Source organism: Micromonospora sp. NPDC051924, assembly GCF_055586005.1.
In genome coordinates, this window is sequence record NZ_JBVJJA010000022.1 from 73835 (window position 1) to 100680 (window position 26846).

Here is a 26846-nt window from a genome sequence, read left to right on the forward strand (position 1 = left end):
CTCGAACGACGCGCCCGGCGGTCAGGTGGTGAAGTCGTCCCGGGCGTCCCCGGCGTCCTTCTGGACGTGCTCGCCGGGCTGTTCGCCCCGGATCTCGTCCTGCCGTATCACCTGTTCCGCCTCGGCCCGCTCGGCCCGGGTCATGTCGCCCATCCGGGCCCGGGCCGGGCCGGCCACCTGCTCGAGGTTGTCCTTCGACCGCTCGATGGAGCTCATGTCGCCTCCCTGCCGTCGTGGGCGATCGGGATACCGCTCCTGACCCGCGTCCCCGCCGAGGGCGGGGGAAAACCCCGCCGGTCAGCCGCGAAGGGCCGCGGTCAGCTCGACCTCCTCCTGTGCCGACCGGCGGGCGTCCTCCCCGCGGCCGGGGCGGAGGACGGCAGCGTAGCGGACGTGTAGGCCACGGCGAGCCGCGGCGGAACCACCGATCACACCGAACAGCTCACGGTTCACCCGTGTTCGCGGGCGGCGGCGCACAGCGCCGCGACGCAGGCGGCCACCGCCGGATGGTCGCCCGCCCCCTTCCGGTACGCGATCCGGGTACGCCGGCGCAGGTCGAGCGGGACGAGCCGGACGCCCTCGGGGGGCCGGCCGACGGCGAGCTCCGGGACCAGGGCGACCCCCTGCCCGGCGGCGACCAGGGCGAGCATCGCGGTGAAGTCGTCTGCGTGGTGCCGGACGGTCGGCGGGAAGCCGGCCAGCTGGCAGGCGTGCCGCGCCACCGCGTGGCACAGGGTGCCGGGGCTGCCGAGGATCCAGTCCGCCTGCCGGACGTCGGCCAGCGTCTGCGCCGCCATCGTGGCCGGCACGGCCAGGTAGACGGTCTCCGCCAGCAGCGGCGTCGAGTCGAGCGCGGGATCGGGGGCGGTCGGCACCACGTCGTAGTCGTGCGCGAGAGCCACGTCCAGGCGGCGGTCGCGCAGCGCGTCCGGCACGTCGACCGGGTCCAGTTCGGTGACCATCAGGTCCAGCGCCGGATGGTCGCGGGCCAGCGCGACCAGGGCCGGCGGCAGCAGGGTACGCACCGCGCTCGGGTACGCGCCGATGCGTACCGTGCCGGAGAGCCCGCCCCGGGCGGCGGCGAGGGTGGCGTCGGCGGCCTCCAGTGCGGCGAGCACCACCTCGGTGTGCCGGACCAGCGCCTCCCCGGTCGGGGTGAGGGTGACCCGGCGGCCGGCCCGTTCCAGCAGCGCCACCCCGGCCTCCCGTTGCAGGGCGGCGAGCTGCTGGGAGACGGCGGACGGGGTGTAGGTGTGCGCCTCGGCGACGGCGGCGATGGTGCCGAGCCGGGCCAGGTCCCGCAGCAGCCGCAGGCGGCGAACGTCGAGCATGAAGTCCAGCTTACGTATCCGTTGAGCAATCGGAACTGGTTCTTCACGGTCCTCCGGCGCAGCCTGGAGGCATGACGCTGCACGGGTTGTACGTACCGCTGATCACGCCCTTCGACGAGCGGGGCGCCGTCGACCGCGACGCGCTCGCCGCCCTCGCCCACGAGACGCTGGACGCCGGAGCCACCGGCCTGGTCGCGCTGGGCACCACCGCCGAGCCGCACGCGCTGAGCGACGTGGAACGGCGGGCGGTGCTCGACGTGGTCGCCGGGGTCTGCCGGGAACACCGGGCCGCGCTCCTGGTCGGCGCGCACACCGTCGAGGCGCTGCGCGGGCTGGGTGGCGACGTCACGGCCGCGCTCTGCCTGGTGCCGCCGTTCCTGCGGCCCGGCGAGGAGGCGGTGCTGGCCCACTTCGCCCGGCTGGCGGAGGCCTCGCCGGTGCCACTGGTCGTCTACCACGTGCCGTACCGGACCGGGCAGGAGCTCTCGGCCGGGGCGCTGTGCCGGCTGGCCGGCATCCCGGGGATCGTGGGAATCAAGCACGCGGTGGGCGGGATCGACGCGGACACCATCGCCTTCCTGGCCGACGTACCCCCGGGCTTCGCCGTGCTCGGCGGCGACGACGCGTACGTCTCGCCCCTGCTCGCCCTCGGCGGACACGGCGGCATCCTGGCCTCGGCGCACGTCGCCACGGCCGACTTCGCCGCGCTGATCGCGGCCTGGCGGGCCGGGGACGCCACCCGCGCCCGGCCGCTCGGGCACCGGCTGGCCACCCTCTCGCGCGCCCTCTTCGCCGAGCCCAACCCGGCGGTGATCAAGGCGGTGCTGCACGCCCGGGGCCGGATCCCGACGCCGGCGGTCCGCCCGCCACTGCTGCCCGCCACCCCGGCCGTCACCGCACGGGCCCGCCGGTACGCGGACGAGTTCGCGGCGGTCCCGGCGTGAACGCGGACCGCCCGCTGCCGCGGCACCGGATCCGGAAACGCCGGCGGGGGCCGGTCCCGGGTGGGACCGACCCCCGTCGTGGGGCGTCTCGGATCAGGGCTTCCAGGACCCTGCGGGCTGGAAGTTGTGCTGGTACTCGACCACGCCGTTCTTGTCCTTGACGTCGAGCACGAGCTGGCCGGTGCGGGTGGTGCCGGCCGGCAGGTTGTTGCCCGAGTTGAGCAGCTTGCCGCAGCCGGAGAAGGCGCCGGAGATGCCGCTCTCCTCGCTGCCGTCCGCGCCCTTCCACCGGAAGTAGAACGGGTTGACCGAGCCGGTGCCCTTGGTGACCTTGGCGGTCACGTCGGCGATCAGGAACATGCCCTTCTTCGGACCGGGCATGAACTCCTGGCAGGAATCGGTCTTGGTGCGGAAGTTCCGGAGCGTGATCTCGACGGTGCCGTCGTCGTCGTTGATGATCAGCGTGTCGCCCGGCTTCATGTTGAAGGTCTCGCCGTCGGTGGGCTGGGTGTCCGGCGCCGAGCCCGACTCCTCCGGGGTGGGGGTGTCGAACGGCGCGGACGTGGGGGCCGTGGTGGGCAGGCTGTCGATCGCCTCCTGCGCCTTCTTGCCTCCGCTGTAGATGGCGAAGATGCCGCCGCCGCAGCAGAGCAGCAGCAGGACCAGCGCCCCGACGCCGAGGCCGATCCATAGTCCCTTGTTGGACTTCTTCGCCGGCGGCGCGAACGGCTGGCCCGGCGCGGGCGGGTACGCCCCACCCGGTGCCGACGGGAACTGTCCGGCCGGTGGGTACGGCGCGCCGGAGGTCGGCGGCTGCGGCGGGTAACCCCCACCCGGGGCGGCCGGCGGCGGGTACGGCGCGCCCGAGGTCGGCGGCTGCGGCGGGTACGGGGCGCCCGAGGCGGGCGGCAGCGGCGCGAACGGATCCGGCTGGGTCGGCGGCTGCGACTGGTACGGCGTGCCCGAGGTCGGCGGCGGCGCGTACGGGTCAGCCGGCGGCGGCGCGTACGGGTTGCCGGGAACCGGCGGCATCGGCGCGGTGGGGAACGGCTGGGTCGGCGGTTCCGAGGGCTGCTGGTTCGGGTCCTGCGGTCCGAACGGAGGCTGAGGGTGGCTCACCGTACTCCTTGGCACCTTCGAAGATCTTCAGTCGGACTGACGGTACCCGCACTGGGCAAGCCGACCGCGCGGCCCTCACCGGGGTGCCAGAACGGCGGCGCTGCGTACCAGATCGGTGTCCACGGCGAACCGACCGGCGATCGACGCCGGACGATCGGTTGCCGGTGCGGCGTCGAGCCGGGCGGGCGCGATCCGGGCGGTGAACGTGCCCGCGTCGGGGTCGAGGGTCACCCGGGCGTCGTGGAAGTCCAGCCAGGTTCCGGCCACCGGCCACCAGACCTTGTAGACGGTCTCCTTGACGCTGAACAGCACGGTCGGCCAGGGGAGGCCGGCGGGCAGCCGTGCCAGCTCCGCCTCCTCCTCGGGCAGGCAGACCTTCCGGCGTACGCCGGGGGTGAGCTCCCGGTGGCGTTCGGCGTCCATGCCGACGGAGCGCAGTTCGGCGGCGCGGGCGACGGCGGCGGCGCAGTAGTCCCGGGTGTGGGTGATGGTGCCGACCACCCCGGGCGGCCAGACGGGCGACCGGTCGGGCGCCGAGCGGACCGGCGCCGGCGGCAGCCCGAGCCCGGCCAGGGCCCGGCGGGCGCAGACCCGGCCCGCGGTGAAGTCCCGGCGCCGGCCCGCCACCGCCCGGTCCTCCAGGCAGGCCCGCTCGGCGGTGAGCAGTTCGCCGGACCAGTCGTCGGGGCCGGCCACCGCCACCACGACCGTCGGCGGCAGAAGGTCACGCACGGGGGTGAACGTACCGCAGTGTGTAACGCCGGGACATGGCGGAGCGCTCTAGGGGAACGCGGGGCCTGGGGCGTCCACATGCGAGAGGGAGTGCGATGACGCGTGGTGCGGAAGGGTCGGGAACTCGGCCGGACGAGCACGGTCCGGTCATCCCGGACTGGACCTGCGGCTCGTGCGGTGACGACTGGCCCTGCGCCACGAAGCGCAGCCGGCTGCTGACCGAGTATCAGGCGGACCGCGCCTCGCTGAGCGTCTACCTCGGTTCCTGCCTGGCCGCGGCCAGCCAGGACCTGCCCACCTTCCCGAGGTCCTCCCTGCAGGACCGGTTCGTCGGCTGGGTGCCACGCATCCCGCGCAACTTCTGACGTCGCCGACAGTCCGAGAAGGACGACCTCGATCGTCGCTTGTTGATCATCGACGGAAGTGTGGTGGGGTAATCTGACGGGGGGTGACCCGTTGTGCGACTGCCGGAGTGTGGTTAAGCTCTTCTTGCACGCCCCAATCGCCCGCTTCCCCCGTGGCAGGCGATCGGGGCGTGCTTTTTCGTGCCTCCGCCGGCCCGGGAGCGCCCGACCTCGCCCGCGCAAGCGAAAAAGTGCGGCCCGGTGGACGTGCCACCGGGCCGCGACGCGAGGTTCCGGACGGGTCAGATCCAGCGGCCGTCCAGCCACATCCGCGCGGACCAGTCCGCGTACGTCATCAGCCGGCCCACGAAGATCGGGTAGAAGTAGCCGAAGCAGAGGGCGACCAGCAGCACGTACGCGCCCGCGATGATCCCGCCCACCAGTCGCCGGTCGGAGACATCCTGCTCGCTCGGCGGCGCCGCCGAGCCGGTGACCGGGGCGCGCGTGATGATCGCCCCGAGCACGTAGACCACCGCCAGCACCAGGAACGGCACCGCCGGCGCGGCATAGAAGGAGAACATCGTCCGGTCGTCGAGGGCGAACCAGAACCAGGGCAGCAGGCCGGCGGCCACGCTGAGCAGGATCGCCCCGGCCCGCCAGTCCCGCCGGGCCAGCCCCAGCCAGGCCGTCGCGGCCAGCGCGGGCAGGAACGACCACCAGAGCAGCGGGGTGCCCAGCAGCAGGACCTCCGAGGCGCACTGCGGCGCGCCGCAGTTGCCGTCACCGGCCCAGTAGAAGGCGACCGGCCGGCCGAGCAGCAGCCACTGCCACGGCCAGGACTGGTACTTGTGCGGGTCGTCGAGCTGGGTGTGGAAGCCGTACGCGGCCTTGTGGTACTCCCACAGGTTGATCAGTGCGCCGACGACCGGGGTGTCGCTCAGCCCCGGGGTGTTCGGGTAGCGGCTGGCCAGCCGGTAGTAGCCGTCGTCGCTGAGCAGCCAGCCCGACCAGGTGGCGACATAGGTGCCCACCATCAGCACGCCGGCCAGGAACAGCCAGGGCAGCTCGTCCAGCAGGGCGTCCCGCCACGGGTGGCGCACCCCGGCGGACCGGCGGACGCCGACCTCCCAGAAGATCACCAGCAGCGCGAAGGCCGGTACGAAGTACAGCCCGCTCCACTTCACCGAGCAGGCGCAGCCGAGCAGCACCCCGGCGGCCAACCGCCACCATGGCCAGTTCCGCCAGTTCGACGGCGGCCGGCCGGCCTTCCCCGGCACCGACGGGTCGAGCCCCGCCTCCAGCGCCCGGGACCAGCGGCGGCGCCGGGCGTCCCGGTCGAGGACCAGCGCACCGAACGCGGCCAGCACGAACAGCAGCAGGAAGATGTCGAGCAGCGCGGTGCGGGAGAGCACCAGGTGGAAGCCGTCCAGGGCGAGCAGCAGGCCGGCCGCGCAGCCCAGCGTGGTGGAGCGGAACATCCGCCGGCCGATCCGGACCAGCATCAGCACCGACAGGGTGCCCGCCACGGCCGCCGCGAACCGCCAGCCGAACTCCGGGGCGGTGGTCATCAGGTGCCCCGGCACGGAGATCTTCAGCTCCGCGTCCTGGTAGCCGAAGGCCCACTCGCCGAGCCCGATGAGCCACTTGCCCAGCGGCGGGTGCACCACGTACGACGGGCCGCCGTCCTTGTAGTTCCACTCGACGCCGCGGTCGATCAGCCCGTACGCGTCCCGGGCGTAGTAGATCTCGTCGAAGATCTTGCCCTTCGGGCCGCTGAGGCCGACGAAACGCAGGATCGCCGCGATCGCCACGACGACACCGGTGGCCAGCCAGGCGTGCCCGTCAAGGCGGGCGTCGACCGTGGCCAGCCGCCGACGGACGACGGCCGGGATCCCGCCCGCGCCGCTCGTCGCGGACCCGGTGGCCTGGTCGGCGGTGGGCTGGTCGTCGGGCGTCCGGTCCGCTCCGGCCCGACCCGCGCCCGCGCTCTGTGCTGTCGACGCACTCGTCACCCGGCGATCGTAGGCTGCGAAGGTGCCCGGTGGCGCCCGTCGTCTCCGAGATTGGTACGGCCGTCGATGAAGGAGCGCACGTCGTGGGTGAAATGTCCGAGGTAGGACGCCTCGTGTTGCTCGGCGCGCCGCTGGGCAACCCGGCCGACGCCTCGACCCGGTTCCGCGAGGTGCTCGCCACCGCCGACGTGGTCGCCGCCGAGGACACCCGGCGGCTCACCCGGCTGGCCCGGGACCTGGACGTCACCGTTCCGGGCCGGATCGTCTCCTACTTCGAGGGGAACGAGGAACGGCGTACCCCCGAACTGGTCGAGGTGCTCGTCGCCGGCTACACGATCGCGCTGGTCACCGACGGCGGCATGCCCAGCGTCTCCGACCCCGGCTACCGGCTGGTCCGGGCCGCGATCGACGCCGGCTGCCCGGTCACCGCAGCCCCCGGGCCGAGCGCGGTGACCACCGCGCTGGCGCTCTCCGGGCTGCCCTGCGACCGGTTCTGCTTCGAGGGCTTCCTGCCCCGCACGCCCGGCGCCCGCCGGTCGCGGCTGCGCGCCCTCGCCGCCGAGGAACGCACGCTGGTGCTGTTCGAGGCGCCGCACCGGATCGCCGGCGCGCTCGCCGACCTCGCCGCCGCGTTCGGCCCGGACCGGCCCGCCGCGCTCTGCCGGGAACTGACCAAGACGTACGAGGAGGTGGTCCGCCGGCCGCTGGGCGAGCTGGCCGAGTGGGCCGCCGAGGGGGAGCCCCGGGGCGAGATCACCCTGGTCGTGGCCGGCGCGCCGCCGGCCGCCGCGACCCGGCCCGACGACGACACGCTGCGCGCCGCGGTGGCCGCGCGGGAGGCGGCCGGGCTGTCCCGGCGGGACGCGATCACCGAGGTCGCCACCGAGTACGGCCTCCGCCGCCGCGAGGTCTACGGCGTCGTGCACGCCTGACAGTCGGGGGGCCGCCTCACCAGGCGGTGACGAGGAAACCCGCGGTGATCAGCAGCGGGCCGCCCAGGGCCACCCCGACCGCCCAGCGGCGCTGTCGCCGGTCCGGCAGCCGGGTCGCGCCGGTCCACCGGGCGATCCCGGCCGCGCAGCCCAGCACCAGCAGCAGGCCGAGCAGCCAGCGCAGGTGCCGGCCGACGCCGTTGTCCGCGTACGCGGTGCCGCCGTCCGGCCCGGTCATCCGGGCCGGCAGCGCGGTGCCGGTGGCGCTGCGGTCGGCCGGCACCCCGCTCACCCGTACGCCGTGCGCGACGAAGCGCTCCGCGTCGGCGCGGAAGATGCCCCGGCAGCGCTGGGCCAGGCCGCTGCCCGAGCACTCGGTGATCATCACGGTCCCGCTCGTCGAGTGCCCCACCGCCAGCCAGAGCGGCCCCGCGCTGACCCAGGCGAAGAAGGTCGCCAGCAGGCTCAACGTGACCAGCGCGGCCAGCCCGGACCGCGGGTCCGGCGGGTGGCCGCGGCGGCTCCGGACCCGCCGGGACGCCGGGGTCGGCGGCCGGTCCGCCTTCCGCGCCTCCTCCCGCAGCGGGGTGCCGTCCCAGTGCACCTCCTCGATCGGCGCCCAGCAGACCTCGCCGCCCTCCGGCGCGTCGCCGGGGACGGGCGGCCGCCAGCGGGGCCGCGGGGCGACCGAGCGGCCGCGCGTGGTACCCGGACGGGCCGGACGGCCGGCCCCGCCGGTCGTCGTGGCGGCGGGTCCGTCCTGGCCCGGCGCCGCTGGTCTGCTGGTCACGCCGTTCATTTCACACCGGTACGCAGGGCTGGCCGGGCAGCTCAGGCCGCGTGTCGGCGACAAATCGGGCGGGCCGCCGGGGGTGGGGCGTGGGACGCGCCCTATTGGTTCGCGGGCGACCCGAGGCAATCACTAGGCTTGACGCTCATGAGTCACGTTCTCGCCGCGGTCGCCTGGCCCTACGCCAACGGCCCGCGCCACATCGGCCACGTATCCGGATTCGGCGTTCCCTCCGACGTCTTCGCCCGGTACATGCGGATGGCCGGTCACGACGTGCTCATGGTCTCGGGCACCGACGAGCACGGCACCCCGATCCAGGTGCAGGCCGACGCCGAGGGGGTCACCCCGCGCGAGCTGGCCGACCGGTACAACCGGGTGATCGCCGAGGACCTGCGCGCGCTCGGGCTGTCGTACGACCTGTTCACCCGGACCACCACCCGCAACCACTACGCGGTGGTGCAGGAGCTGTTCCAGGGGCTCCACCGCAACGGCTACATCGTCCCCAAGGTCACCACCGGGGCGATCTCCCCGTCCACCGGCCGCACCCTGCCGGACCGCTACATCGAGGGCACCTGCCCGATCTGCGGGTACGACAGCGCCCGCGGCGACCAGTGTGACAACTGCGGCAACCAGCTCGACCCGATCGACCTGATCAACCCCAAGTCGAAGATCAACGGAGAGACGCCGGAGTTCGTCGAGACCGAGCACTTCTTCCTCGACCTACCCGCCCTGGCCGAGGCGCTGCGGCAGTGGCTGGACACCCGCGAGGGCTGGCGCCCCAACGTGCTGCGCTTCTCGAAGAACCTGCTCGACGACCTCCAGCCCCGGGCCATCACCCGGGACCTGGAGTGGGGCGTGCCGATCCCGCTCGACGGCTGGCGCGACCGGCCGGACAAGCGGATCTACGTCTGGTTCGACGCGGTGATCGGCTACCTGTCCGCGTCCATTGAGTGGGCCCGCCGCACCGGCGACCCCGAGGCGTGGCGGAAGTGGTGGTCGGCCGATGCCGAGGGGAAGGACGCCCGCAGCTACTACTTCATGGGCAAGGACAACATCGTCTTCCACTCGGTGATCTGGCCGGCGCTGCTCGGCGGCTACTCCGGCGAGGGCGCCCGCGACGGCGAACCGGGGGAGCTGGGCCGGCTCAACCTGCCCACCGAGGTCGTCTCCAGCGAATACCTGACCATGGAGGGACGGAAGTTTTCCTCCTCCCGCAAGGTGGTCATCTACGTCCGGGACTTCCTGGCCCGGTACGACGCCGACGCGCTGCGCTACTTCATCGCGGTCGCCGGGCCGGAGAGCAACGACACCGACTTCACCTGGGCCGAGTTCCTCCGCCGCAACAACGACGAGCTGGTCGCCGGCTGGGGCAACCTGGTCAACCGGTCCATCTCGATGGCGGCGAAGAACTTCGGTGCGATCCCGCCGGTCGACCCGGCCGGGCTCACCGAGGCCGACCAGGCGCTGCTGGACACCGCGAAGGCCGGCTTCGTCACCGTCGGCGACCTGATCGCCCGGCACCGGCAGAAGCAGGCCATCGGCGAGGCGATGCGGGTCGTCGCCGAGGCCAACAAGTACCTGTCGGAGCAGGCGCCCTGGAAGCTCAAGGGCGAGGACGACAAGCCGCGGATGGGCACCATCCTGCATGTCGCCCTGCAGGTGGTCAGCGACGCCAACACGCTGCTCACCCCGTACCTGCCGCACTCCGCGCAGCAGATCCACGAGCTGCTCGGCGGCACCGGCGTGCACGCGCCGATGCCGCTGATCGAGGAGGTCGAGGACCTCGACGGCGGGCCGGCGTACCCGGTGCTGACCGGCGACTACACCGTCGGCGCGCGCTGGGAGTCCGCACCGCTGGAGGCGGGCCGGCCGCTCGCGGCGCCGAAGCCGGTGTTCCGCAAGCTCGACCCGTCGATCGTCGACGAGGAACTGGCCCGGCTGGCCGGCTGAACCCCGACGCACGCGCCACGGCCCCCGGAGGATCACCCCGGGGGCCGCGCCGTGTCCGCGGTCAGGCGCGGGCCATCGAGGGCGCGCCGATGAACTGCGTGATCGCCTGGTTGACCTCGGTCGGATGGGTCCAGGGGATGCCGTGCGGCGCCCCGTTCAGGGTCACCAGCCGCACGTCCGAGAGCATGTTCTGCAACCGCTGACCCGTCTTCGGGTACGGCAGCACGTTGTCCTTGTCGCCCTGGATGATCAGCACCGGGACGTTGATCTTTGGCAGGTCGCCCCGGAAGTCGGTCTGCCACGCGGTCACGCTGTCGTGCGTGCCCTTCGCCGACGCCTGGGCGCCGATCTGCCAGTGCGCCCGGTACGCCTCGTCGCTGACCAACTTGCCCTTGTTCTCGCTGGCGTTGAAGAACGCGTCGCAGAACTGGGTCAGGTAGGCGAACCGGTCCTGGATGATGGCCTGCTGGAACCCGTCGAAGAGGCTCTTCTCCACGCCCTCCGGATTGTCCTGCGTCTTCAGCAGGTACGGCGCCAACGGCGCCATCAACACCGCCCGGTCCACCCGGTCCGAGCCGTACGTGCCCAGATAGCGGGTGACCTCACCGGTGCCCATCGAGTGCCCGATCAGGATCGCGTTGCGCAGATCCAACTCGGTCATCAGCACGTCGAGGTCCGCCGAGAACGTGTCGTAGTCGTACCCCATGGTCGGCTGGGCGGAGGCGCCGAAACCGCGCCGGTCGTACGTGATCACCCGGTAACCGGCGTTCAGCAGCGGGACGCTCATCTTCTCCCACGTCGCGCCGTTGAACGGGAAACCGTGGATCAGGACGATCGGCTGGCCGGAGCCGTGATCCTCGTAGTACAGGTCGATGGGGGCGGAGTTCTCCGTACCCACGGTGATGAAGGGCATGATCGTCTCCCGGTGCGGTGTCTCGGACATCCGCGTCTTCCCGGGCCGGCCCCCGTTATGCCAGCGGATACCGCAGGTCCACCACCTGGTCGTCGGTCACCTCGGCACCCGGCGCCCAGGCCTCGTAGACGCCCCGCTCGTGGCACTGCGCCCCGGTGCCGAGCACCGCGTCCGGGTCCGGCCGGCGCAACCGCAGCCGCAGCCAGCCCGACTCCTCCCGCAACACCAGGCAGGGCACCCCGCGCCAGGTGGCGAAGCGCACCCGCCGGGCCGCCGCCTCCACCGGGTACCGGGCGGCCCGGGTCATCGCCAGCACCCGGAACCCGCCCGGCTGGTCGGCCACCGCCTCGTACTCGCCGCCGCCGTACGCGCCGACGAGCTGGGTGGAGCGGGGCGCGTCGCCGGTCGGCACGTACTCCTGGTCGGGGGAGAGGCCGGGCACCGCGGCCAGCAGGTGCCGCCACTGCGGGCCGACCATGCGCAGCCAGCCCCGCTGCTCCGCCTGGTAGGTGTAGAGCACCACCTCCACCCCCTCCGCCGGGTAGGCGAGCAGGGTGGCGTTCGCCGGCATCGGCAGGTCGGCGAAGTCCCGGGTGACGAACTCGGGGATGAGCTGGGCGGTGCTCGGCACGAACCCGGTGCCCAGCACCGGCGGCCCGAGCCGGTCCCGGGGCGGCAGCACGGTCAACCCGTGGTGCGCCGGGCCCACCGGGACGTCGTAGTCGGCCGGGTCGGCGGCCCGCCAGCGCAGCGCGTACGCCACGTCGCCGCCCTCGCCGTCGCCGCGCAACACCGCCATCCCGGCCGGCGTGCGCAGGTGCGCCACGTCGTGCTCTCGATGGCAGAAGCCGTGCGGCAGCCACCCCCGCACGTAGCCGGCGAGCTGCCGGGCGGAGAGCACCTTCACCATCCGGGTCCCCGGCCGGATCACCGCCGAGGCGCGCACCGCGGCCAGCGTCGGGTCGGCCGCCGTCGCGGGCTGCTGGCTGAGCTGGTGCAGGTACGCCCAGCCGCGCTCCCGGTGCACCGGCATCAGCAACGGCGGGTCCGCGTCCTCGGCCGGCTCGTCCGCCCCGTGCACCGCGGTCACCTCGGTGGCGTGCACGAACCGCCGCCACGGACACGCCACCCCGGGCCGGGGCACGAACTCGAACCCGGGCACCTCGTCGGCACTGAACAACTCGTACGCCGCCCCGCGGGCGAGCATCTCCGCCGGGTGAACCCGGCCGTCGTACGTCACGTGCAGCCCGGTCCGCTCGGGCGCGGCCCCGCTGGCCTGAGGGGTGACGGTCACCCTCCGAACGGTAGGCGGGACAGATGTTGACCGTGTGAACAGTCGGTGGCGGTCCGGGAACGCCGGCAGTCGGCGGTGTGTGATGCTGGCCGCGATGACCGAGCAGACCGAAACCCGCAAGCAGCGCGCCGCCCGCCGGGCCGGGGAGTTCCCGCCCGCCCCGGAGGCGCTGGCCGTGCCCGTGCTGGACAGTCACACCCACCTGGACATCACCGTCAGCGAATACGGCGTCCCCCCGCGAAGCGCGAGGAGTGAGCCGGGGTTGCGAGCCCCGCAGTCGCGAGCGAACGGCGGCTCAAGCGGTCCCGCCGACGACCCGGTCGGGGCGGCCATCGCGGTGGCCGCCGGAGTCGGCGTCGACCGGCTGGTCCAGGTCGGCGTGGACGTCGAGTCGTCCCGTTGGAGCGCCGACGTCGCCGAGCGGTACGGCGCGGTGCTGGCCACCGTGGCGCTGCACCCCAACGAGGCGCCCCGGCTGGCCGACCTGGACGAGGCGCTGCGCGAGATCGAGACGCTCGCCGCCCGCGACCGGGTACGCGGCATCGGCGAGACCGGAATGGACTTCTTCCGCACCGGCGACGAGGGGCGGGCCGCGCAGGAGGAGAGCTTCCGCGCGCACATCGCCATCGCCAAGCGGTACGGCAAGGCGCTGGTCATCCACGACCGGGACGCGCACGCCGACGTGCTGCGCATCCTCGACGACGAGGGCGCCCCCGACACCGTCGTGCTGCACTGCTTCTCCGGCGACGCCGACTTCGCCCGCGAGTGCATCCGCCGCGGCTACCTGCTCAGCTTCGCCGGCACGGTCACCTTCGGCAGCGCCGGGGCGCTCCGCGAGGCCGCCGCGGTCACCCCGGTCGACCAGCTGCTGGTGGAGACCGACGCCCCGTACCTGACCCCGGCGCCGCACCGGGGACGGCCCAACGCGTCGTACCTGATCCCGCTGACCGTCCGGTCCCTGGCCGAGACCACCGGCGCGGACCTGGACGAGCTCTGCGCGGCGATCTCCGCAACCGGCGACCGCGCCTTCGGCCCCTGGCCGCCCTCGCCCTCGACCGGCGGATCCTGACGGACGGGCGCGGTCCGCGACAGCGGCACGCGCCCGTCCCGGTCGCGGACCGGTCAGACGGTCTGGCCGCGCACCCGCAACCAGAGCACACCGTCGGCGACGCGGGTGATCGCCTGGCGATCGCCGCTGCGCAGGTCGAGTACCTCCACCGCATACGGCAGGGCGCCCTGCCAGTGCACCAGCACCGCCCCCTCGGCGAGCGCCGAGACGAGCTGCCAGTGCTGGCCCCCGCTCGGGCCGGTCTCGTGGTCGCCGGCCGCCTGGCCCGGCCGGACGTCCGCGTCCTCGACGGGCAACCGGAACCGGGCGCGGACCGAGCCGTCGGCCAGATCGACGCGGACCACGTCCCCCGGGGATGCGAGCCCGTCCCGCATCCGCATCACCTGGAACAAGACGCTGGTTCCGTCGGCGGCGAGCACCGGGAAGCCCGACAGCTCCTTGTCCGGCCCGAGCAGGTCGGCTGTGTCGACCCGGGTGGTACGGGTGGCGCCAGCGGCGTCGATCATCCGCAACTCGACCGGCGCGTCGTCCGCACGCGTCTCGGTGGCCCCGAACACCGCCCCGCCATCCCCGGTCAACCCCGCCAGCGGTCGCTGCTCATCGGCTGGCAGCGTCACCGTCACCTCCCGCGCGTCCGCCAGCGACAGGAGCGCGGTGACGTCCTCGTCGGTGGCGTCGGCGAGGGCCGCCCAGCGGCTGTCCGCCGACCAGCCGACCACCCGCCGGGTTCCCGTCGGCACCGTCCGGACGTCCGTGAGGTCACGCAGGACGTAGCGGCCGTCGGCGTCGGGGTAGGACAGCCATCGCCCGTCCGGCGACAGCGTCGGCACCCTGGGCGCCGCCGGCGACTTCGTCTCCGGCCCGGGAAGCCCGTACTCCCGGCCGTCCTCGGTGACGAGGCGGGGGGCGCAGGGCAGGGCGCACCGCCCGTACAGGACCGAGCCGGCGCCAACGGCCCGGTCGGTGGGCAACGGCGTGACCTTCCCACCGTCCTTGCCGACGGTGGCCGGCAGCCACGGCAGGGAAACGGCCACCGCGGGGCGGTCAGCGGCGACGATCGGCACGCCGCCACCGGACGGTGCCGTCGCCGTGACGACGCCGACCATGGCCAGCACCCCCGCCAGTGCCGCCACCGGCGCGCCCCGCACCACCCGCCGCCGCCGGCGGGCCGCGCGCAACACCTGCCCGCCGACGTCGTAGCACGGCACCTCGGCGGCCTTCGTGTGGAACAGTTCCCGCAGATCGTTCACGCCACAACCTCCAGTTCGGCGAGTTCGGGCGCGATGGCCCGCAGGCGGGCCAACGCGTGGTGGGTCTGACTCTTGACGGTGCCGACCGAGCAGCCGAGCAGGTCCGCGGTCTCCTGCACCGAACGGTCCTCGTAGAACCGCAGCACCAGCAGCGCCCGCTGACGGTTGGTCAGCCGGCCCAACGCCTCCCACAGCACCACCCGGCCGACCGCGTGGACGGCGTCATCCGGCCGGGTCCGCTCCGGCACCCCTCCGACCGGGTCGATCCTCAGCCGGCGCCACCGGCGCCACCGACTGGTGGCCTCGTTGACCATCACCCGCCGGACGTAGGCCGCCGGATCGTCGTAGCCGGAGACCCGGTGCCAGCGCACCGCGGTCTTCGTCAACGCGGACTGCACCAGGTCCTGCGCGTCGGCGTGGTTGCCGGCCAGCAGATAGGCCAGCCGCGACAGGGTCGCAGTGTTGCTCCTGACGAACTCCGACAAGCCGTTGAATGGATCCATCAGCGCCTCCTTTCGGACCTACACACGATCCACGACCCCATCAGGTTGGTGGGTCTGTCGGACCTGACCCGCCCAACCAGAGCCGCTGGCCGTAGGCTCTGGTTCCGTGACCGGTCTCCTCGGCCCGGCGGAGATCCGGGAACTCGCCGCACGCCTCGGCGTGACGCCGACCAAGAAGCTCGGCCAGAACTTCGTGCACGACCCGAACACGGTCCGCCGGATCGTCACCACCGCCGGGCTGGCCCCGGACGACGTGGCGCTGGAGGTCGGCCCCGGGCTCGGCTCGCTCACCCTGGCCCTGCTCCCGGTCGCCGCGCACGTGCACGCCGTGGAGCTGGACCCGACGCTGGCCGCCGCGCTGCCGGAGACCGCGGCCCGGTTCGCCGGCCCGGACGCCGGCCGGCTGACCGTGCACCCCGGCGACGCGCTCCGGGTCACCGCCGCCGAACTGGCCGACCCCGCGCCCACCGCGCTGGTGGCGAACCTGCCGTACAACGTCGCCGTGCCGGTGGTGCTGCACCTGCTCGCCGGGCTGCCCACCCTGCGGCACGGCCTGGTGATGGTGCAGAAGGAGGTCGCCGACCGGCTCGTCGCCGGTCCCGGCTCCAAGGTGTACGGCGTTCCGTCGGTCAAGCTCGCCTGGTACGCCAGCTCCCGGGCCGCCGGCAAGGTCCCGCCGAACGTCTTCTGGCCGGTCCCGAACGTCGACTCCGGCCTGGTCGCCTTCACCCGGCGCGAGCCACCCCGCGCCGACGTACCCCGGGAGGCCGTCTTCGCGGTGGTCGACGCCGCGTTCGCGCAGCGCCGCAAGACCCTGCGCGCCGCCCTGGCCGGCTGGGCCGGCGGCGCCGACCGGGCCGCCGAGGCGCTCACCGCCGCCGGCGTCGACCCCGGCGCACGTGGGGAGTCACTCACCGTGGAGCAGTTCGCCGCGATCGCCGCGTCGGCCCCGACCGTCCCCGCCGCCGCCCAGTAGGCTGGCGCCACTGCCCGACCCCGCCGAGGAGTTGACCGTGGAGAAGCCGTTCGACATCCGCCTGCGCCCGCGGGACATCGCCCCGTGACCGAGGCCTGGCGACCGGACGACGAGGACGGGCAGCGGCGCGGGGCCAGCGGTCCGGTGAAGGTGCGGGTGCCCGCCAAGGTCAACCTGCACCTCGGGGTGGGGCCGCTGCGCCGGGACGGCTACCACGAGCTGAACACCGTCTACCACGCGATCTCCATCTACGACGAGCTGACCGCCCGCCGGGGCGACACGCTCACCCTCACCATGGAGGGCGAGGGCGCCGGCGAGCTCGCCCTGGACGACTCCAACCTGGTCATCCGCGCCGCCCACGCCCTCGCCGGGTACGCGGGCGTGCTGCCGCACGCCCGGCTGCACCTGCGCAAGCAGATCCCGCTCGCCGGTGGCCTGGCCGGTGGCAGCGCCGACGCGGCCGCCGCCCTGGTGGCCTGCGACGCCCTCTGGGGCACCGGCCTGTCCCGGGACGAGCTGGCCGGGATCGCCGCCGATCTCGGCTCCGACGTGCCGTTCCTGATCCACGGCGGCACCGCGCTCGGCACCGGCCGCGGCGAGGCGGTCAGCCCGGTGCTGGCCCGTCCCACCTCCTGGCACTGGGTGGTGGCCGTCGCCGAGGGGGGTCTCTCCACCCCGGCCGCCTACCGCGAGCTGGACCGGCTCCGCGACGCCGGTTCCGCGGGCGAGCCGCTGGGCAGCACCGACGCGCTGCTGGCCGCGCTGCGCCAGCGGGACCCCCGGGTGCTCGCCGCCGCGCTCGGCAACGACCTCCAGGACGCCGCCCTGACCATGCGCCCCGCCCTGGCCGAGACGCTCAAGGCGGGCGAGGCGGCCGGCGCGCTCGCCGGCATCGTCTCCGGTTCCGGCCCGACCTGCGTCTTCCTCGCCCTCGATGAGGCGGACGCCCGGCGGATCGCCGCCGAGCTGGAGGCTGCCGGGGTCTGCCGGGAGGCCCGGCTCGCCCACGGCCCGGTCGCCGGCGCCCGCATCGCCTGACCCGCCCGCCGTCCCGCCTCCGGCTCGCCGTCCCGGCCCCGGCTCGCATCGGCAATCTCGTGCGGGCCGGCGGCGGGTGCACGGCGCGCGAGCGGGGCGGGCGGCGGGTCCGCGTACCCTTGGCGGGGGCGTCCTGAGGTGCCGGCCGGCACCGGGACGCCTTGATCATGAAAGGTGGGAAAGTGGCCAACATCGTCAACCTGGACCGGGTGTCCAAGGGGTACGGGGCCGCGGGGCCGCTGCTCACCGACGTCTCGCTCGGCCTCGACGACGCCGACCGGATCGGCGTGGTCGGCCTCAACGGGGCCGGCAAGTCCACCCTGCTGCGGCTGCTCACCCGCATCGAGGAGCCCGACGACGGTCGCGTCACCCACCGCCGTGACCTGCGGGTGTCCTGGCTCCCGCAGACCCTGAACCTGGCCCCCGAGGCCACCGTCCGCGACGTCGTCCTCGGCACCGCCTGGCTCGGCGAGAGCATGGGCGCCGAGCACGAGTGGGCCGGCGACGCCGGGGTCCGGGCCATCCTCGACGGCCTCGGCATGCCCCACCTCGGCCTGGAGGCGCCGGTCGGGCCGATGTCCGGCGGCGAGCGCCGCCGGGTGGCGCTGGCCGCGCTGCTGGTCCGCGACGCCGACCTGCTCATCCTCGACGAGCCCACCAACCACCTCGACGTCGGCGGTGTCGACTGGTTGGCGAAGCACCTGGTCACCCGCAAGGGCGCGCTCGTCGTGGTCACCCACGACCGGTGGTTCCTCGACGCCGTCTGCACCACCACCTGGGAGGTCGCCGACCAGACCGTCCGGGCGTACGAGGGCGGCTTCGCCGCGTGGACCCTCGCCCGCGTCGAGCGGCAGCGGGTCGCCGCCGCCACCGAGGCCCGCCGGCAGAACCTGCTCCGCAAGGAGATCGCCTGGCTGCGCCGGGGCGCGCCGGCCCGGACCTCCAAGCCGAAGTTCCGGATCGACGCGGCCAACGCGCTCATCGCCGACGTGCCGGAGCCGCGCGACACCATGTCGCTGCAACGGCTCGCCACCGCCCGGCTCGGCAAGCAGGTGTACGACCTGGGCCAGGTCACCCTGCACGCCGGCCCGAAGGAGATCCTGCACGGGGTCACCTGGCAGGTCGGCCCCGGCGACCGGGTCGCCATCCTCGGTCGCAACGGCGCCGGCAAGACCACTCTGCTGCGCATGCTCGCCGGGGTGACCCGCCCCGACGGCGGGAACTTCACCACCGGGCAGACCGTCCGGCCCGCGTTCCTCTCCCAGGAACTCGCCGAACTCCCCGGCCACCTGCGCGTCCTCGAAGCCGTCGAGGAGGTGGCCCGGCGCGTCCAGCTCGGCGACCGGGAGATCAGCGCCGCCCAGCTCGCCGAGGTCTTCGGCTTCGACGACCGCCGGCTCTGGACCCCGGTCAGCGACCTCTCCGGTGGCGAGCGCCGCCGGCTGCAGATGCTCCGGCTGCTCGCCGGCGAGCCCAACGTGCTCCTCCTCGACGAGCCCACCAACGACCTGGACACCGACACCCTCGCCGCGCTGGAGGACCTGCTCGACTCCTGGCCCGGCACCATCGTGGTGGCCAGCCACGACCGGTACCTGATCGAGCGGGTCACCGACGTCGCGTACGGGATGTTCGGGGACGGGCGCCTGGTGCACCTGCCCGGCGGGGTCGACGAGTATCTGGCCCGGGCCGCTGCGGGCGGCGGCCCCGCGCCCGCCGATCTCACCCCGGCCGCGGCGGTGCCGGAGCGCGAGGGCCTGTCCGCCGCCGAGGTACGTACCGCCCGGAAGGAACTCGGCAGGCTGGAACGGCAGATCGCCAAGCTGGAGCAGAAGGAGGCCACGCTCCACGAGCAGCTCGCCGCGCACGCCACCGACTACGCCAAGGTCGCCGAACTGGACGCCCAGCTGAAGGAGCTGCGGGCCGAGCGGGAACGCACCGAGGAGGCCTGGTTGACCCTGGCCGAGGAGCTGCCGGCCGGCTGATCCCGACACGGGGTGGGGGGTGTGCGGCGTCACAGCTCGGCGTACGGGACAATCGCTGCGACCCCTCATCCGAACGGTCTTGGAGACGCAGAGATGTCCCACACCCCCGTCAACCACCCCGCGCGGCCGATCTACCGGGCTATCGGGGGGCTCGTTGGTCTGTACTTCGTCGTCTTCGGCGTGCTCGGCATCATCGTGAGTGCCGGCAACGACGTGCTCGCCCAGGACGACACCAAGGTCCTCGGCCAGGGCAGCAACCTCGGCCTCTCGTTCCTCTCCGTCCTGCTCGGGGCCGTGATCCTGGTCGGCGTCGTGATCGGCCGCAACCTCGACGTGGCGATCAACCAGTGGCTGGCGTACGTCCTGATGGTCCTCGGCCTGGCCGAGCTGGCCTTCCTGCAGACCGACGCCAACATCTTCAACTTCTCGATCATGACCGTCGTCGTGGTCCTGGTCCTGGCGCTGGTTCTCCTGATGGTCGGCATGTACGGCAAGGTCGGCACCGACGAGGAGCACGAGAGCTGGCAGAAGGCCCGCCTGGTGCTCTGACCCCCAGCCACCCCGAAGGCCCGGCTCCGGCCGGGCCTTCGGCGTTTTCTCGGGACGGGAGCGGGCGGCTCGGGGGACAATTGCCCCCGAATCGGTCACTTGGCTGGAGGCTCCCATGGCACACATCCCGGTGAACCATCCCGCGCGGCCGCTCTATCGGATCCTGTCCGGGCTCATCGGCCTCTACATCCTGGTCTTCGGCGTGTACGGGGTGTTCCAGACCTGGGGCGACGGGCTCTTCAGCCGGAGCAGCAACTGGGCCCTCGGCCTCCGCACCAACCTGGCCTTCTCGCTGGTCTCCGTCGTCTTCGGCGCCTTCCTGCTGATCGGCGCATCCCGGCGGGGCAACCTCGGCCACTACATGAACCTGACCGCCGGGGCGGTCTTCCTGCTCACCTCCATCCTGATGATGGCCGTGCTGCAGACCTCGGCGAACTTCCTCAACTTCTCGATGTCCACCGTCATCGTGTCGATGCTGTTCGGGCTGATCCTGTTCGCCACCGGCTTCTACGACAAGGTCGGCACGGACGAGCACGCCGAGGAGGAGCGGCGTCGCCGCAACCACTCCGTCGCCGAGGCGCACCGCTGAACCGGCTCACCCCGTCCGGCGGGTGATCAGACCCGGTTTCGCCTCCAGGTGCGACAGGCCGTTCCAGGCCAGGTTCACCAGGTGCGCCGCCACCGTCTCCTTCCGCGGCTTGCGCACCTCCAGCCACCAGCGCCCGGTCAACGCCACCATGCCCACCAGCGCCTGCGAGTACAGCTCCGCCAGCTTCGGGTCGTACCCCCGGCTGGAGAACTCCGCGCCCAGGATGTGCTCCACCTGGTGCGCCACGTCGTTCATCACGCTGCTGAAGTTGCCCGTCGCCGACATCAACGGCGACTCTCGGACCAGCACCCGGAACCCGCTGGTCTCCTCCTCGATGTAGGTCAGCAGCGTCAACGCCGCCTGCTCCAGCAGCTCCCGGGGATGCCCCGCGGTCAACGCCGTGGTGATCCGCTCCAGCAGCGAGCGGACCTCCCGGTCCACCACCACCGCGTAGAGCCCCTCCTTGCCGCCGAAGTGCTCGTACACCACCGGCTTGGACACCTTCGCCCGGGCGGCCACCTCCTCGATCGAGGTGGCGTCGAAACCGCGCTCGGCGAAGATCTGCCGGGCGATCGAGATCAGCTGCTCGCGCCGCTGCGTCGCGGACATCCGTACCCGGGAAGAGGGCTTGGCCGCCGGGACGGCCCGCCGCCGGCCGGAGCTCGCGTCGCTGCCGGAAACCTCGGTCATCTCGTCACCTCGCCGGCGCTCGACGCCCTGCCGTGGAATCTGCCTGCTGCGCTGGCCGCCCCGTCCCGTGGCCGGGACCCGGCGGTCGGGCTGAAGCTCGGTCATCCGGCCATCCTGCCAGGCCGGCGTCCCGCCGGACGACCGGTTACCGCCGCACCCGGCCCGACCCCACCAGCTTCGCGCTGATCCGCTCCGGCCGCGGCCAGCGCACCGCCCACACCGCGCCGGCCTTCTCCAGCAACCAGATCACCCGCGCCGACGGGTCGAGCTGGCCGCGCAACACCCCGTGCCGGGCACTGGTCGGCTCGGCATGGTGCAGGTTGTGCCAGCTCTCCCCGAACGACAGCAGCGCCAGCGGCCAGAAGTTCGACGCCCGGTCCCCCTGGCGCACCGCGAACGGCCGCTCCCCGTACACGTGACAGACCGAGTTGATCGACCACGTCACGTGGTGCAGCAGCGCGATCCGGACCAGCCCGCCCCAGAAGAGCGCGGTCAGCGCGGCCTGCCACGACCCGGTCAGCAGCCCGCCCATCGCCGCCGGCCCGAGCACCGACACCACCACCAGCAGCGGGAAGAGCCGGTCGACCCGGCGGGTGGCCCGGTCGGCGAGCAGGTCCGGCGCGAACCGCTCCCGGTTGGACAACTCCCGGTCGAACAGCCAGCCGACGTGCGCGTGGAACAGCCCGCGGGCCAGCCCCCGAACGCTCGCCCCGAACCGCCACGGCGAGTGCGGGTCGCCCTCCAGGTCGGAGAAGGCGTGGTGCCGCCGGTGGTCGGCCACCCACTGGATGATCTCGCCCTGTACCGCGAACGACCCGGCCACCGCGAGGCCCACCCGCAGCCATGGCTTCGCCCGGAACGAGCCGTGAGTGAAGTAGCGGTGATAGCCGACGGTGATGCCGAGCCCGGACAGCACGTACCAGAAGGCGGCCACCAGCACGTCGCTCCAGCCCAGCCAGCCGCCCCAGGCCACCGGGACGGCGGCCAGCAGGGCCAGGAACGGGACCACCACGAAGGCCCAGAGGGCGATCAGGATGCCGGGGGACTGGTGCCAATGGGTCAGCGGCTTCGGGCCCGCGTCGGGGCCGGTCAGGGCGGTCGACATGGCACCTCCCAGCGAAATGGGTTACGCCTACGTCACCGTAACCAGGGGAGCGCCGGATCGCAGCGGACTCTGCCGCTGGACCCGGAGCTGGTCCGGCGGCGGCGACGGGACAGTTCACGGGCGCGGGCGGACGCCCAGTGGGGCGCGCATCGGGCGGCGCGGGACGCCGCTCGGGCCGTGGTCGGGTCGAGCCGGATCTACTGGAAGATCGAGGGGATCATGAAGGGAATGGCCGATGAGGATCGACCGCGTGACCGGTAAGGTGTAGGCAGCCGAAGAGCGGGTTCCCTTTTGCCCGTTTTCGACCATCCCGGGTCGTCTAATGGCAGGACGTCAGGTTTTGGTCCTGATTATAGGGGTTCGAATCCTCTCCCGGGAGCTTCTGCTGCCCTCGGCTGCCTGCGTGGTTAGCATGGCCGCGAGACTGTCGCCGTCCCGACGGGAGCCACGTCGTGTCCCAGCCCCACCTCCGCACCGTTGTCGTGCTCGCCGCCGGTGAGGGCAAGCGGATGAAGTCGGCCCTGCCCAAGGTGCTGCACCCGCTGCTCGGCCGTACCCTCCTCGGTCACGTGCTGGCCGCCGCCGCACCGCTCGGCGCGGACCGCACCGTGGTGGTGGTCGGGCACGGCGCCGACCAGGTCCGGGGGCACCTGGCCGAGGTGGCGCCGGAGGCCACCCCGGTGCTCCAGGAGCGGCAGCTCGGCACCGGGCACGCGGTGCGGATCGCGCTGGACGCGGTGCCGGAGGCCACCGGCACGGTCGTGGTGATCAACGGGGATGTGCCGCTGCTGCGGCCGGAGACCGTGACCGCCCTGGTCGAGGCGCACGAGGGCGCCGGCGCGGCGGCGACCGTGCTGGCCGCCGAGGTGCCGGACCCGACCGGCCTCGGCCGGATCGTGCGGGACGCCGACGGCCGGCTGGCGCAGATCGTCGAGGAGCGGGACGCCACCCTGGAGCAGCGCGCGCTGCGGGAGATCAACGCGGGCATCTACGCGTTCGACGTGGCCCGGCTGCGGGACGCGCTGGGCAAGCTCTCCACCGACAACGACCAGGGCGAGGAGTACCTGACCGACGTCTTCGGTCTGCTCCGGGACGCCGGCGAGCCGGTGGCGGTGCACTGCGCCCCGGACCACGTCGAGACGCTGGGCTGCAACGACCGGGTCGAGCTGGCCGGGCTGCGCCGGCTGCTGCGGGACCGGGTGAACGAGGGTTGGATGCGGACCGGGGTGAGCATCCTCGACCCGCACACCACCTGGATCGACGTGACGGTCACGGTCGAGCGGGACGCGGTGATCGACCAGAACACGCAGCTCCAGGGTGCGACGGTGGTCGGCGCCGGGGCGACCGTGGGGCCGGACACCACGCTGATCGACACCACCGTCGGGGAGGGCGCCAGCGTGGTGCGCAGCCACGCGGTGGGCGCCGAGGTCGGTCCGCGGGCCACCGTGGGGCCGTTCGCCTACCTGCGGCCGGCGGCGAAGCTGGCGGAGAAGGCGAAGGTGGGCACCTTCGTCGAGGTGAAGAACTCCGAGGTGGGGCCGGGCGCGAAGGTGCCGCACCTGTCGTACGTCGGGGATGCCACGATCGGCGCGAAGGCGAACATCGGCGCGGCGACGATCTTCGTGAACTACGACGGGGTGAACAAGCACCGCACGGTGGTCGGCGAGGCGGCCTTCGTCGGCTGCGACACCAGCCTGATCGCGCCGGTCGAGGTGGGTGCGGGGGCGTACATCGCGGCGGGCAGCGCGATCAGCCAGGACGTGCCGCCGGGCGCGCTCGGGGTGACCCGGGCGCCGCAGCGCGCGGTCGAGGGCTGGGTGGCCCGCAAGCGCGCCGGGACGGTCTCCGCCGAGGCGGCGGAGCGGGCTCGTGAGGGTGCGTCGGGCGAGGCCGGCCCCGCAAGTGAAGGTGACTGAATCCACGGGGATCGCCAGGCAGTGGGTGGACCGGTGAACCCGGGGGATACTGCAACCGAATAGTCCCCGGCTCCACCGCCGCCGGGAACCACCGAGATACGGGAGCAGACGGGCCCATGGGCAGCATCGTCGCCGAAAACCGCAAGAGCCTGATGCTCTTCACCGGACGTGGCTTTCCGGAGCTGGCCAAGGAGATCGGTGAGGTGCTCGGCGTCGCGCCGACGCCCTCCGACTCGTACGAGTTCGCCAACGGTGAGCTCTTCGTACGGTTCAAGGACTCGGTGCGTGGTTCGGACGCCTTCGTGGTGCAGTCCGTGACGCACGGGGTCAACACCTGGGTCATGGAGACCCTGATCATGGTCGACGCCCTGAAGCGCGGCTCGGCCAAGCGAATCACCGTGGTGCTGCCGTACTACCCGTACTCGCGGCAGGACAAGAAGCACCGCGGCCGGGAGCCGATCTCGGCGCGGCTGGTGGCCGACCTGCTGAAGACGGCGGGCGCGAACCGGATCCTCACGGTCGACCTGCACACGGCGCAGATCCAGGGCTTCTTCGACGGCCCGGTGGACCACCTCTTCGCGATGGACGTGCTCGCCGAGTACGTGGAGCACACGTACGCGGGACGGCCGATGACCGTGGTGGCGCCGGACTCGGGTCGGGTGCGGGTGGCCGAGCGGTGGACGGACCGGTTGGGTGGCTGCCCGCTGGCGTTCATCCACAAGACCCGGGACCCGCTGAAGCCGAACCAGGTGGTGGCGAACCGGGTGGTCGGTGAGGTCGAGGGCCGGGTGTGCCTGATCGTCGACGACATGATCGACACCGGTGGCACGATCACCAAGGCCGCGGACATCCTCAAGAAGTCGGGCGCGGCGGAGATCGTGGTCGCCTCGACCCACGCGCTGCTGTCGGATCCGGCGACCGAGCGGTTGAAGAACAGCCCGATCGCCGAGGTCGTGGTGACCAACACGCTGCCGCTGCCGCCCGAGAAGCAGCTCGACAAGATCACCGTGCTGTCGATCGCGCCGCTGCTGGCCCGGGCGATCCGGGAGGTCTTCGACGACGGCTCGGTGACCACCCTCTTCGGCGGCCTGAGCTGAGGTGACGGTCCGGTCGCCGGCGGCTCGTCGGCGACCGGGCGGTTGCCCTGCGGGGCGGTCGCGGCGATGATGCGGGGACTGCCGGAAAGCTGGGAAATCCCTCGGGTAGACTGGTGCGGTTGCCACGGCGAGGGTGCCCGGCGGGCCGCTGAAAAGCACCGCACGGAGGCGCCGTCATCGACGCGGTGCTCCGGGCAGTCGTTCATGACGCATGAGCCCCAGCGAGCCCCTCGCCCCAGCACCGCAAGACGACAAGCCGCCGCAGCGAAAGCATCAGGAGTTTCCCCGTGTCCGAGGTAAAGATCAGCGCCGAGCCCCGTACCGAGTTCGGCAAGGGTGGTGCCCGTCGTACCCGCCGGGCCGGCAAGGTGCCCGCCGTGCTGTACGGCCACGGCGAGAAGCCGAAGCACATCGCGCTCCCGGCGCGTGAGTTCGCCGCCGCGATCCGCAAGGGCGGTGCCAACCAGCTCTTCGCGATCGAGGTCAGCGACGGCACCCAGGTGCTGGCGCTGCCGAAGGCGATCCAGCGTGACCCGATCAAGGACACCTTCGAGCACGTGGACCTGCTCCTGGTCCGCCGGGGCGAGAAGGTCACCGTCGAGGTCCCGGTCCAGCTGACCGGCGAGGCCGCGAAGGACACCCTGATCGTGCACGACCACGACACCCTGTCGGTGACCGCCGACGCCACCAAGGTGCCGGACCACCTGGAGGCCTCGATCGACGGCGCCGAGCCGGGCGTCCAGGTTCTCGCCGGCGACGTGGAGCTGCCGGCCGGTGTCGAGCTGGCCGCCGACCCGGAGCTGCCGGTCGCCACGGTGACCGCCGCCCCGACCGCCGAGCAGCTCGAGGCCACCCTCCCCGAGGTCGAGGTGGCCGCCGAGGAGGCCGAGGAGGAGGTCGGCGAGGAGACCGCCGAGGCTCCCGAGGGCGCTCCGGCCGAGGGCGAGCCGGCTGCCGAGGAGAAGACCGAGGCCTGATCGGTCCGCAGGCTGTGCGACAGGCGTCCCCGGTTCCCGGGGGCGCCTGTCGGCGTATTCGGGGCGGCCGCCCGGTGGCGGCGCGGCGGTGGGTGACGGAAGGGATGTGGCGTGACGGAGGAGTCGGGGCCGTGGCTGGTGGTCGGCCTGGGCAACCCCGGTCGGGAGTACGCGGGCAACCGGCACAACGTCGGCTTCATGGTGGCCGACCTGCTGGCCGCCCGGCTGGGCGGTAGGTTCGGGCGGCACAAGCGGGCGGTGGCGGAGGTCGCCGAGGGGCGGCTGGGGTTCGGCGGTCCGAAGCTGGTGCTGGTGAAGCCGCTGACGTACATGAACCTGTCCGGTGGGCCGGTGGTCGGGCTGGCGCAGTTCCACAAGATCCCGCCGGGCCGGGTCATCGCGATCCACGACGAGCTGGACATCCCGTACGGGCAGCTGCGGGTCAAGTGCGGTGGCGGTGAGGGCGGGCACAACGGCCTGCGCTCGATGTCGAAGTCGCTGGGCACGAAGGACTACGTCCGGGTGCGGTTCGGCATCGGCCGGCCGCCGGGGCGGCAGGACCCGGCGGACTACGTGCTGTCGGACTTCTCCTCGTCCGAGCGTAAGGAGCTGGAGTTCCTGGTCGACCGGGCGGCGGATGTGGTGGAGTCGGTGATCACCAAGGGCGTGGAGCCGACGCAGAACCTCTACCACGGGGCCTGACCCGGGCGGGGCGTTCCGACAACTCCAGCTCGGCGCGTCTGA

At 73.2% G+C, this 26846-nt stretch carries 25 protein-coding genes, 1 tRNA gene and 1 pseudogene; 15 read left to right on the forward strand and 12 right to left on the reverse strand.

From position 1 onward, the window contains the following. Positions 1 to 21: 21 nt before the first annotated feature. A complete protein-coding gene (locus ACZ6S5_RS18950; RefSeq protein WP_466002047.1) occupies positions 22 to 216 on the reverse strand; it encodes a general stress protein CsbD in 195 nt (64 codons plus the stop codon). Positions 217 to 449: 233 nt separating this feature from the next. Beyond that, positions 450 to 1331 (reverse strand): LysR family transcriptional regulator, encoded by an 882-nt coding sequence (locus tag ACZ6S5_RS18955; RefSeq protein ID WP_466002048.1) that lies wholly within the window; start codon positions 1329 to 1331, stop codon positions 450 to 452. Positions 1332 to 1402: 71 nt separating this feature from the next. Here ACZ6S5_RS18955 and ACZ6S5_RS18960 point away from each other — a divergent pair, with 71 nt between their 5' ends. Next, positions 1403 to 2275 carry a dihydrodipicolinate synthase family protein gene (locus tag ACZ6S5_RS18960; protein ID WP_466002050.1) on the forward strand — a complete coding sequence of 291 codons (873 nt, stop codon included), beginning with the start codon at positions 1403 to 1405 and terminating at the stop codon, positions 2273 to 2275. 93 nt (positions 2276 to 2368) lie between these two features. Here the strand turns inward: ACZ6S5_RS18960 and ACZ6S5_RS18965 are convergent, their stop codons facing one another. Beyond that, the gene (locus ACZ6S5_RS18965) at positions 2369 to 3394 is read right to left on the reverse strand and encodes a DUF4352 domain-containing protein (RefSeq protein WP_466002052.1); all 1026 of its coding nucleotides are present in this window, start codon (positions 3392 to 3394) and stop codon (positions 2369 to 2371) included. A 75-nt stretch (positions 3395 to 3469) separates the two neighbouring features. Next, entirely contained in the window at positions 3470 to 4126 is a 657-nt protein-coding gene (locus ACZ6S5_RS18970) for a 4'-phosphopantetheinyl transferase family protein (RefSeq protein ID WP_466002054.1), read from the reverse strand. A gap of 95 nt (positions 4127 to 4221) precedes the next feature. Here ACZ6S5_RS18970 and ACZ6S5_RS18975 point away from each other — a divergent pair, with 95 nt between their 5' ends. After that, positions 4222 to 4491, forward strand: coding sequence for a hypothetical protein (locus ACZ6S5_RS18975; RefSeq protein ID WP_466002056.1), 270 nt, complete (start codon positions 4222 to 4224; stop codon positions 4489 to 4491). Between the two features lie 281 nt (positions 4492 to 4772). Here ACZ6S5_RS18975 and ACZ6S5_RS18980 read toward each other — a convergent pair whose 3' ends face one another. Beyond that, on the reverse strand, positions 4773 to 6482 hold the full coding sequence (locus ACZ6S5_RS18980) for a dolichyl-phosphate-mannose--protein mannosyltransferase (RefSeq protein WP_466002058.1): 1710 nt from the start codon (positions 6480 to 6482) through the stop codon (positions 4773 to 4775). A 92-nt stretch (positions 6483 to 6574) separates the two neighbouring features. Between ACZ6S5_RS18980 and rsmI the strand changes: the two genes are divergently transcribed. After that, a complete protein-coding gene (gene rsmI / locus ACZ6S5_RS18985; protein ID WP_466002133.1) occupies positions 6575 to 7414 on the forward strand; it encodes a 16S rRNA (cytidine(1402)-2'-O)-methyltransferase in 840 nt (279 codons plus the stop codon). A 16-nt stretch (positions 7415 to 7430) separates the two neighbouring features. On the opposite strand, the gene ACZ6S5_RS18990 is transcribed toward rsmI, so the two are convergent. After that, positions 7431 to 8213, reverse strand: coding sequence for a hypothetical protein (locus ACZ6S5_RS18990; protein WP_466002059.1), 783 nt, complete (start codon positions 8211 to 8213; stop codon positions 7431 to 7433). A gap of 138 nt (positions 8214 to 8351) precedes the next feature. Between ACZ6S5_RS18990 and metG the strand changes: the two genes are divergently transcribed. Then, entirely contained in the window at positions 8352 to 10154 is a 1803-nt protein-coding gene (gene metG / locus ACZ6S5_RS18995) for a methionine--tRNA ligase (RefSeq protein WP_466002061.1), read from the forward strand. Between the two features lie 61 nt (positions 10155 to 10215). Here the strand turns inward: metG and ACZ6S5_RS19000 are convergent, their stop codons facing one another. Both ACZ6S5_RS19000 and ACZ6S5_RS19005 read right to left on the reverse strand, forming a co-directional pair. Further along, on the reverse strand, positions 10216 to 11067 hold the full coding sequence (locus ACZ6S5_RS19000) for an alpha/beta fold hydrolase (RefSeq protein WP_466002135.1): 852 nt from the start codon (positions 11065 to 11067) through the stop codon (positions 10216 to 10218). Positions 11068 to 11122: 55 nt separating this feature from the next. Next, positions 11123 to 12361 (reverse strand): hypothetical protein, encoded by a 1239-nt coding sequence (locus ACZ6S5_RS19005; RefSeq protein WP_466002063.1) that lies wholly within the window; start codon positions 12359 to 12361, stop codon positions 11123 to 11125. Positions 12362 to 12443: 82 nt separating this feature from the next. Between ACZ6S5_RS19005 and ACZ6S5_RS19010 the strand changes: the two genes are divergently transcribed. Continuing rightward, entirely contained in the window at positions 12444 to 13430 is a 987-nt protein-coding gene (locus ACZ6S5_RS19010; protein WP_466002065.1) for a TatD family hydrolase, read from the forward strand. Between the two features lie 53 nt (positions 13431 to 13483). Here ACZ6S5_RS19010 and ACZ6S5_RS19015 read toward each other — a convergent pair whose 3' ends face one another. Continuing rightward, positions 13484 to 14680: a hypothetical protein gene (locus ACZ6S5_RS19015; protein ID WP_466002067.1), complete on the reverse strand. Its 1197-nt coding sequence runs from the start codon at positions 14678 to 14680 to the stop codon at positions 13484 to 13486. Beyond that, a complete protein-coding gene (locus tag ACZ6S5_RS19020) occupies positions 14677 to 15183 on the reverse strand; it encodes a SigE family RNA polymerase sigma factor (protein WP_466002068.1) in 507 nt (168 codons plus the stop codon). The genes ACZ6S5_RS19015 and ACZ6S5_RS19020 overlap by 4 nt, the downstream gene beginning before the upstream one ends. A gap of 106 nt (positions 15184 to 15289) precedes the next feature. Here ACZ6S5_RS19020 and rsmA point away from each other — a divergent pair, with 106 nt between their 5' ends. The 5 genes from rsmA to ACZ6S5_RS19045 all read left to right on the forward strand — a co-directional run bounded on the left by rsmA (position 15290) and on the right by ACZ6S5_RS19045 (position 20317). Continuing rightward, positions 15290 to 16159 carry a 16S rRNA (adenine(1518)-N(6)/adenine(1519)-N(6))-dimethyltransferase RsmA gene (gene rsmA, locus ACZ6S5_RS19025; RefSeq protein ID WP_466002070.1) on the forward strand — a complete coding sequence of 290 codons (870 nt, stop codon included), beginning with the start codon at positions 15290 to 15292 and terminating at the stop codon, positions 16157 to 16159. A gap of 84 nt (positions 16160 to 16243) precedes the next feature. After that, complete coding sequence (locus tag ACZ6S5_RS19030; protein ID WP_466002072.1) at positions 16244 to 17197, forward strand: 4-(cytidine 5'-diphospho)-2-C-methyl-D-erythritol kinase; 954 nt, start codon at positions 16244 to 16246, stop codon at positions 17195 to 17197. A gap of 182 nt (positions 17198 to 17379) precedes the next feature. Next, a complete protein-coding gene (locus ACZ6S5_RS19035) occupies positions 17380 to 19179 on the forward strand; it encodes an ABC-F family ATP-binding cassette domain-containing protein (protein ID WP_466002074.1) in 1800 nt (599 codons plus the stop codon). A gap of 93 nt (positions 19180 to 19272) precedes the next feature. Further along, positions 19273 to 19728: a DUF4383 domain-containing protein gene (locus ACZ6S5_RS19040; RefSeq protein WP_466002077.1), complete on the forward strand. Its 456-nt coding sequence runs from the start codon at positions 19273 to 19275 to the stop codon at positions 19726 to 19728. Between the two features lie 115 nt (positions 19729 to 19843). Beyond that, positions 19844 to 20317, forward strand: a complete 474-nt coding sequence (locus tag ACZ6S5_RS19045; protein ID WP_466002078.1) for a DUF4383 domain-containing protein — start codon at positions 19844 to 19846, stop codon at positions 20315 to 20317. 6 nt (positions 20318 to 20323) lie between these two features. On the opposite strand, the gene ACZ6S5_RS19050 is transcribed toward ACZ6S5_RS19045, so the two are convergent. Further along, complete coding sequence (locus ACZ6S5_RS19050; protein ID WP_466002080.1) at positions 20324 to 21007, reverse strand: TetR family transcriptional regulator; 684 nt, start codon at positions 21005 to 21007, stop codon at positions 20324 to 20326. 145 nt (positions 21008 to 21152) lie between these two features. After that, positions 21153 to 22112, reverse strand: a complete 960-nt coding sequence (locus ACZ6S5_RS19055) for an acyl-CoA desaturase (protein WP_466002082.1) — start codon at positions 22110 to 22112, stop codon at positions 21153 to 21155. A gap of 308 nt (positions 22113 to 22420) precedes the next feature. Here ACZ6S5_RS19055 and ACZ6S5_RS19060 point away from each other — a divergent pair. From ACZ6S5_RS19060 to pth, 5 genes and pseudogenes are all read left to right on the forward strand, one after another. Continuing rightward, positions 22421 to 22491 (forward strand) — tRNA-Gln (locus ACZ6S5_RS19060). 73 nt (positions 22492 to 22564) lie between these two features. After that, positions 22565 to 24091: pseudogene (glmU, locus tag ACZ6S5_RS19065) on the forward strand (bifunctional UDP-N-acetylglucosamine diphosphorylase/glucosamine-1-phosphate N-acetyltransferase GlmU). 53 nt (positions 24092 to 24144) lie between these two features. Next, positions 24145 to 25125 (forward strand): ribose-phosphate diphosphokinase, encoded by a 981-nt coding sequence (locus ACZ6S5_RS19070; protein ID WP_466002084.1) that lies wholly within the window; start codon positions 24145 to 24147, stop codon positions 25123 to 25125. A 287-nt stretch (positions 25126 to 25412) separates the two neighbouring features. Then, a complete protein-coding gene (locus ACZ6S5_RS19075; RefSeq protein ID WP_466002086.1) occupies positions 25413 to 26102 on the forward strand; it encodes a 50S ribosomal protein L25/general stress protein Ctc in 690 nt (229 codons plus the stop codon). 111 nt (positions 26103 to 26213) lie between these two features. Then, positions 26214 to 26804, forward strand: a complete 591-nt coding sequence (gene pth / locus ACZ6S5_RS19080) for an aminoacyl-tRNA hydrolase (protein ID WP_466002088.1) — start codon at positions 26214 to 26216, stop codon at positions 26802 to 26804. Positions 26805 to 26846 lie beyond the last annotated feature (42 nt).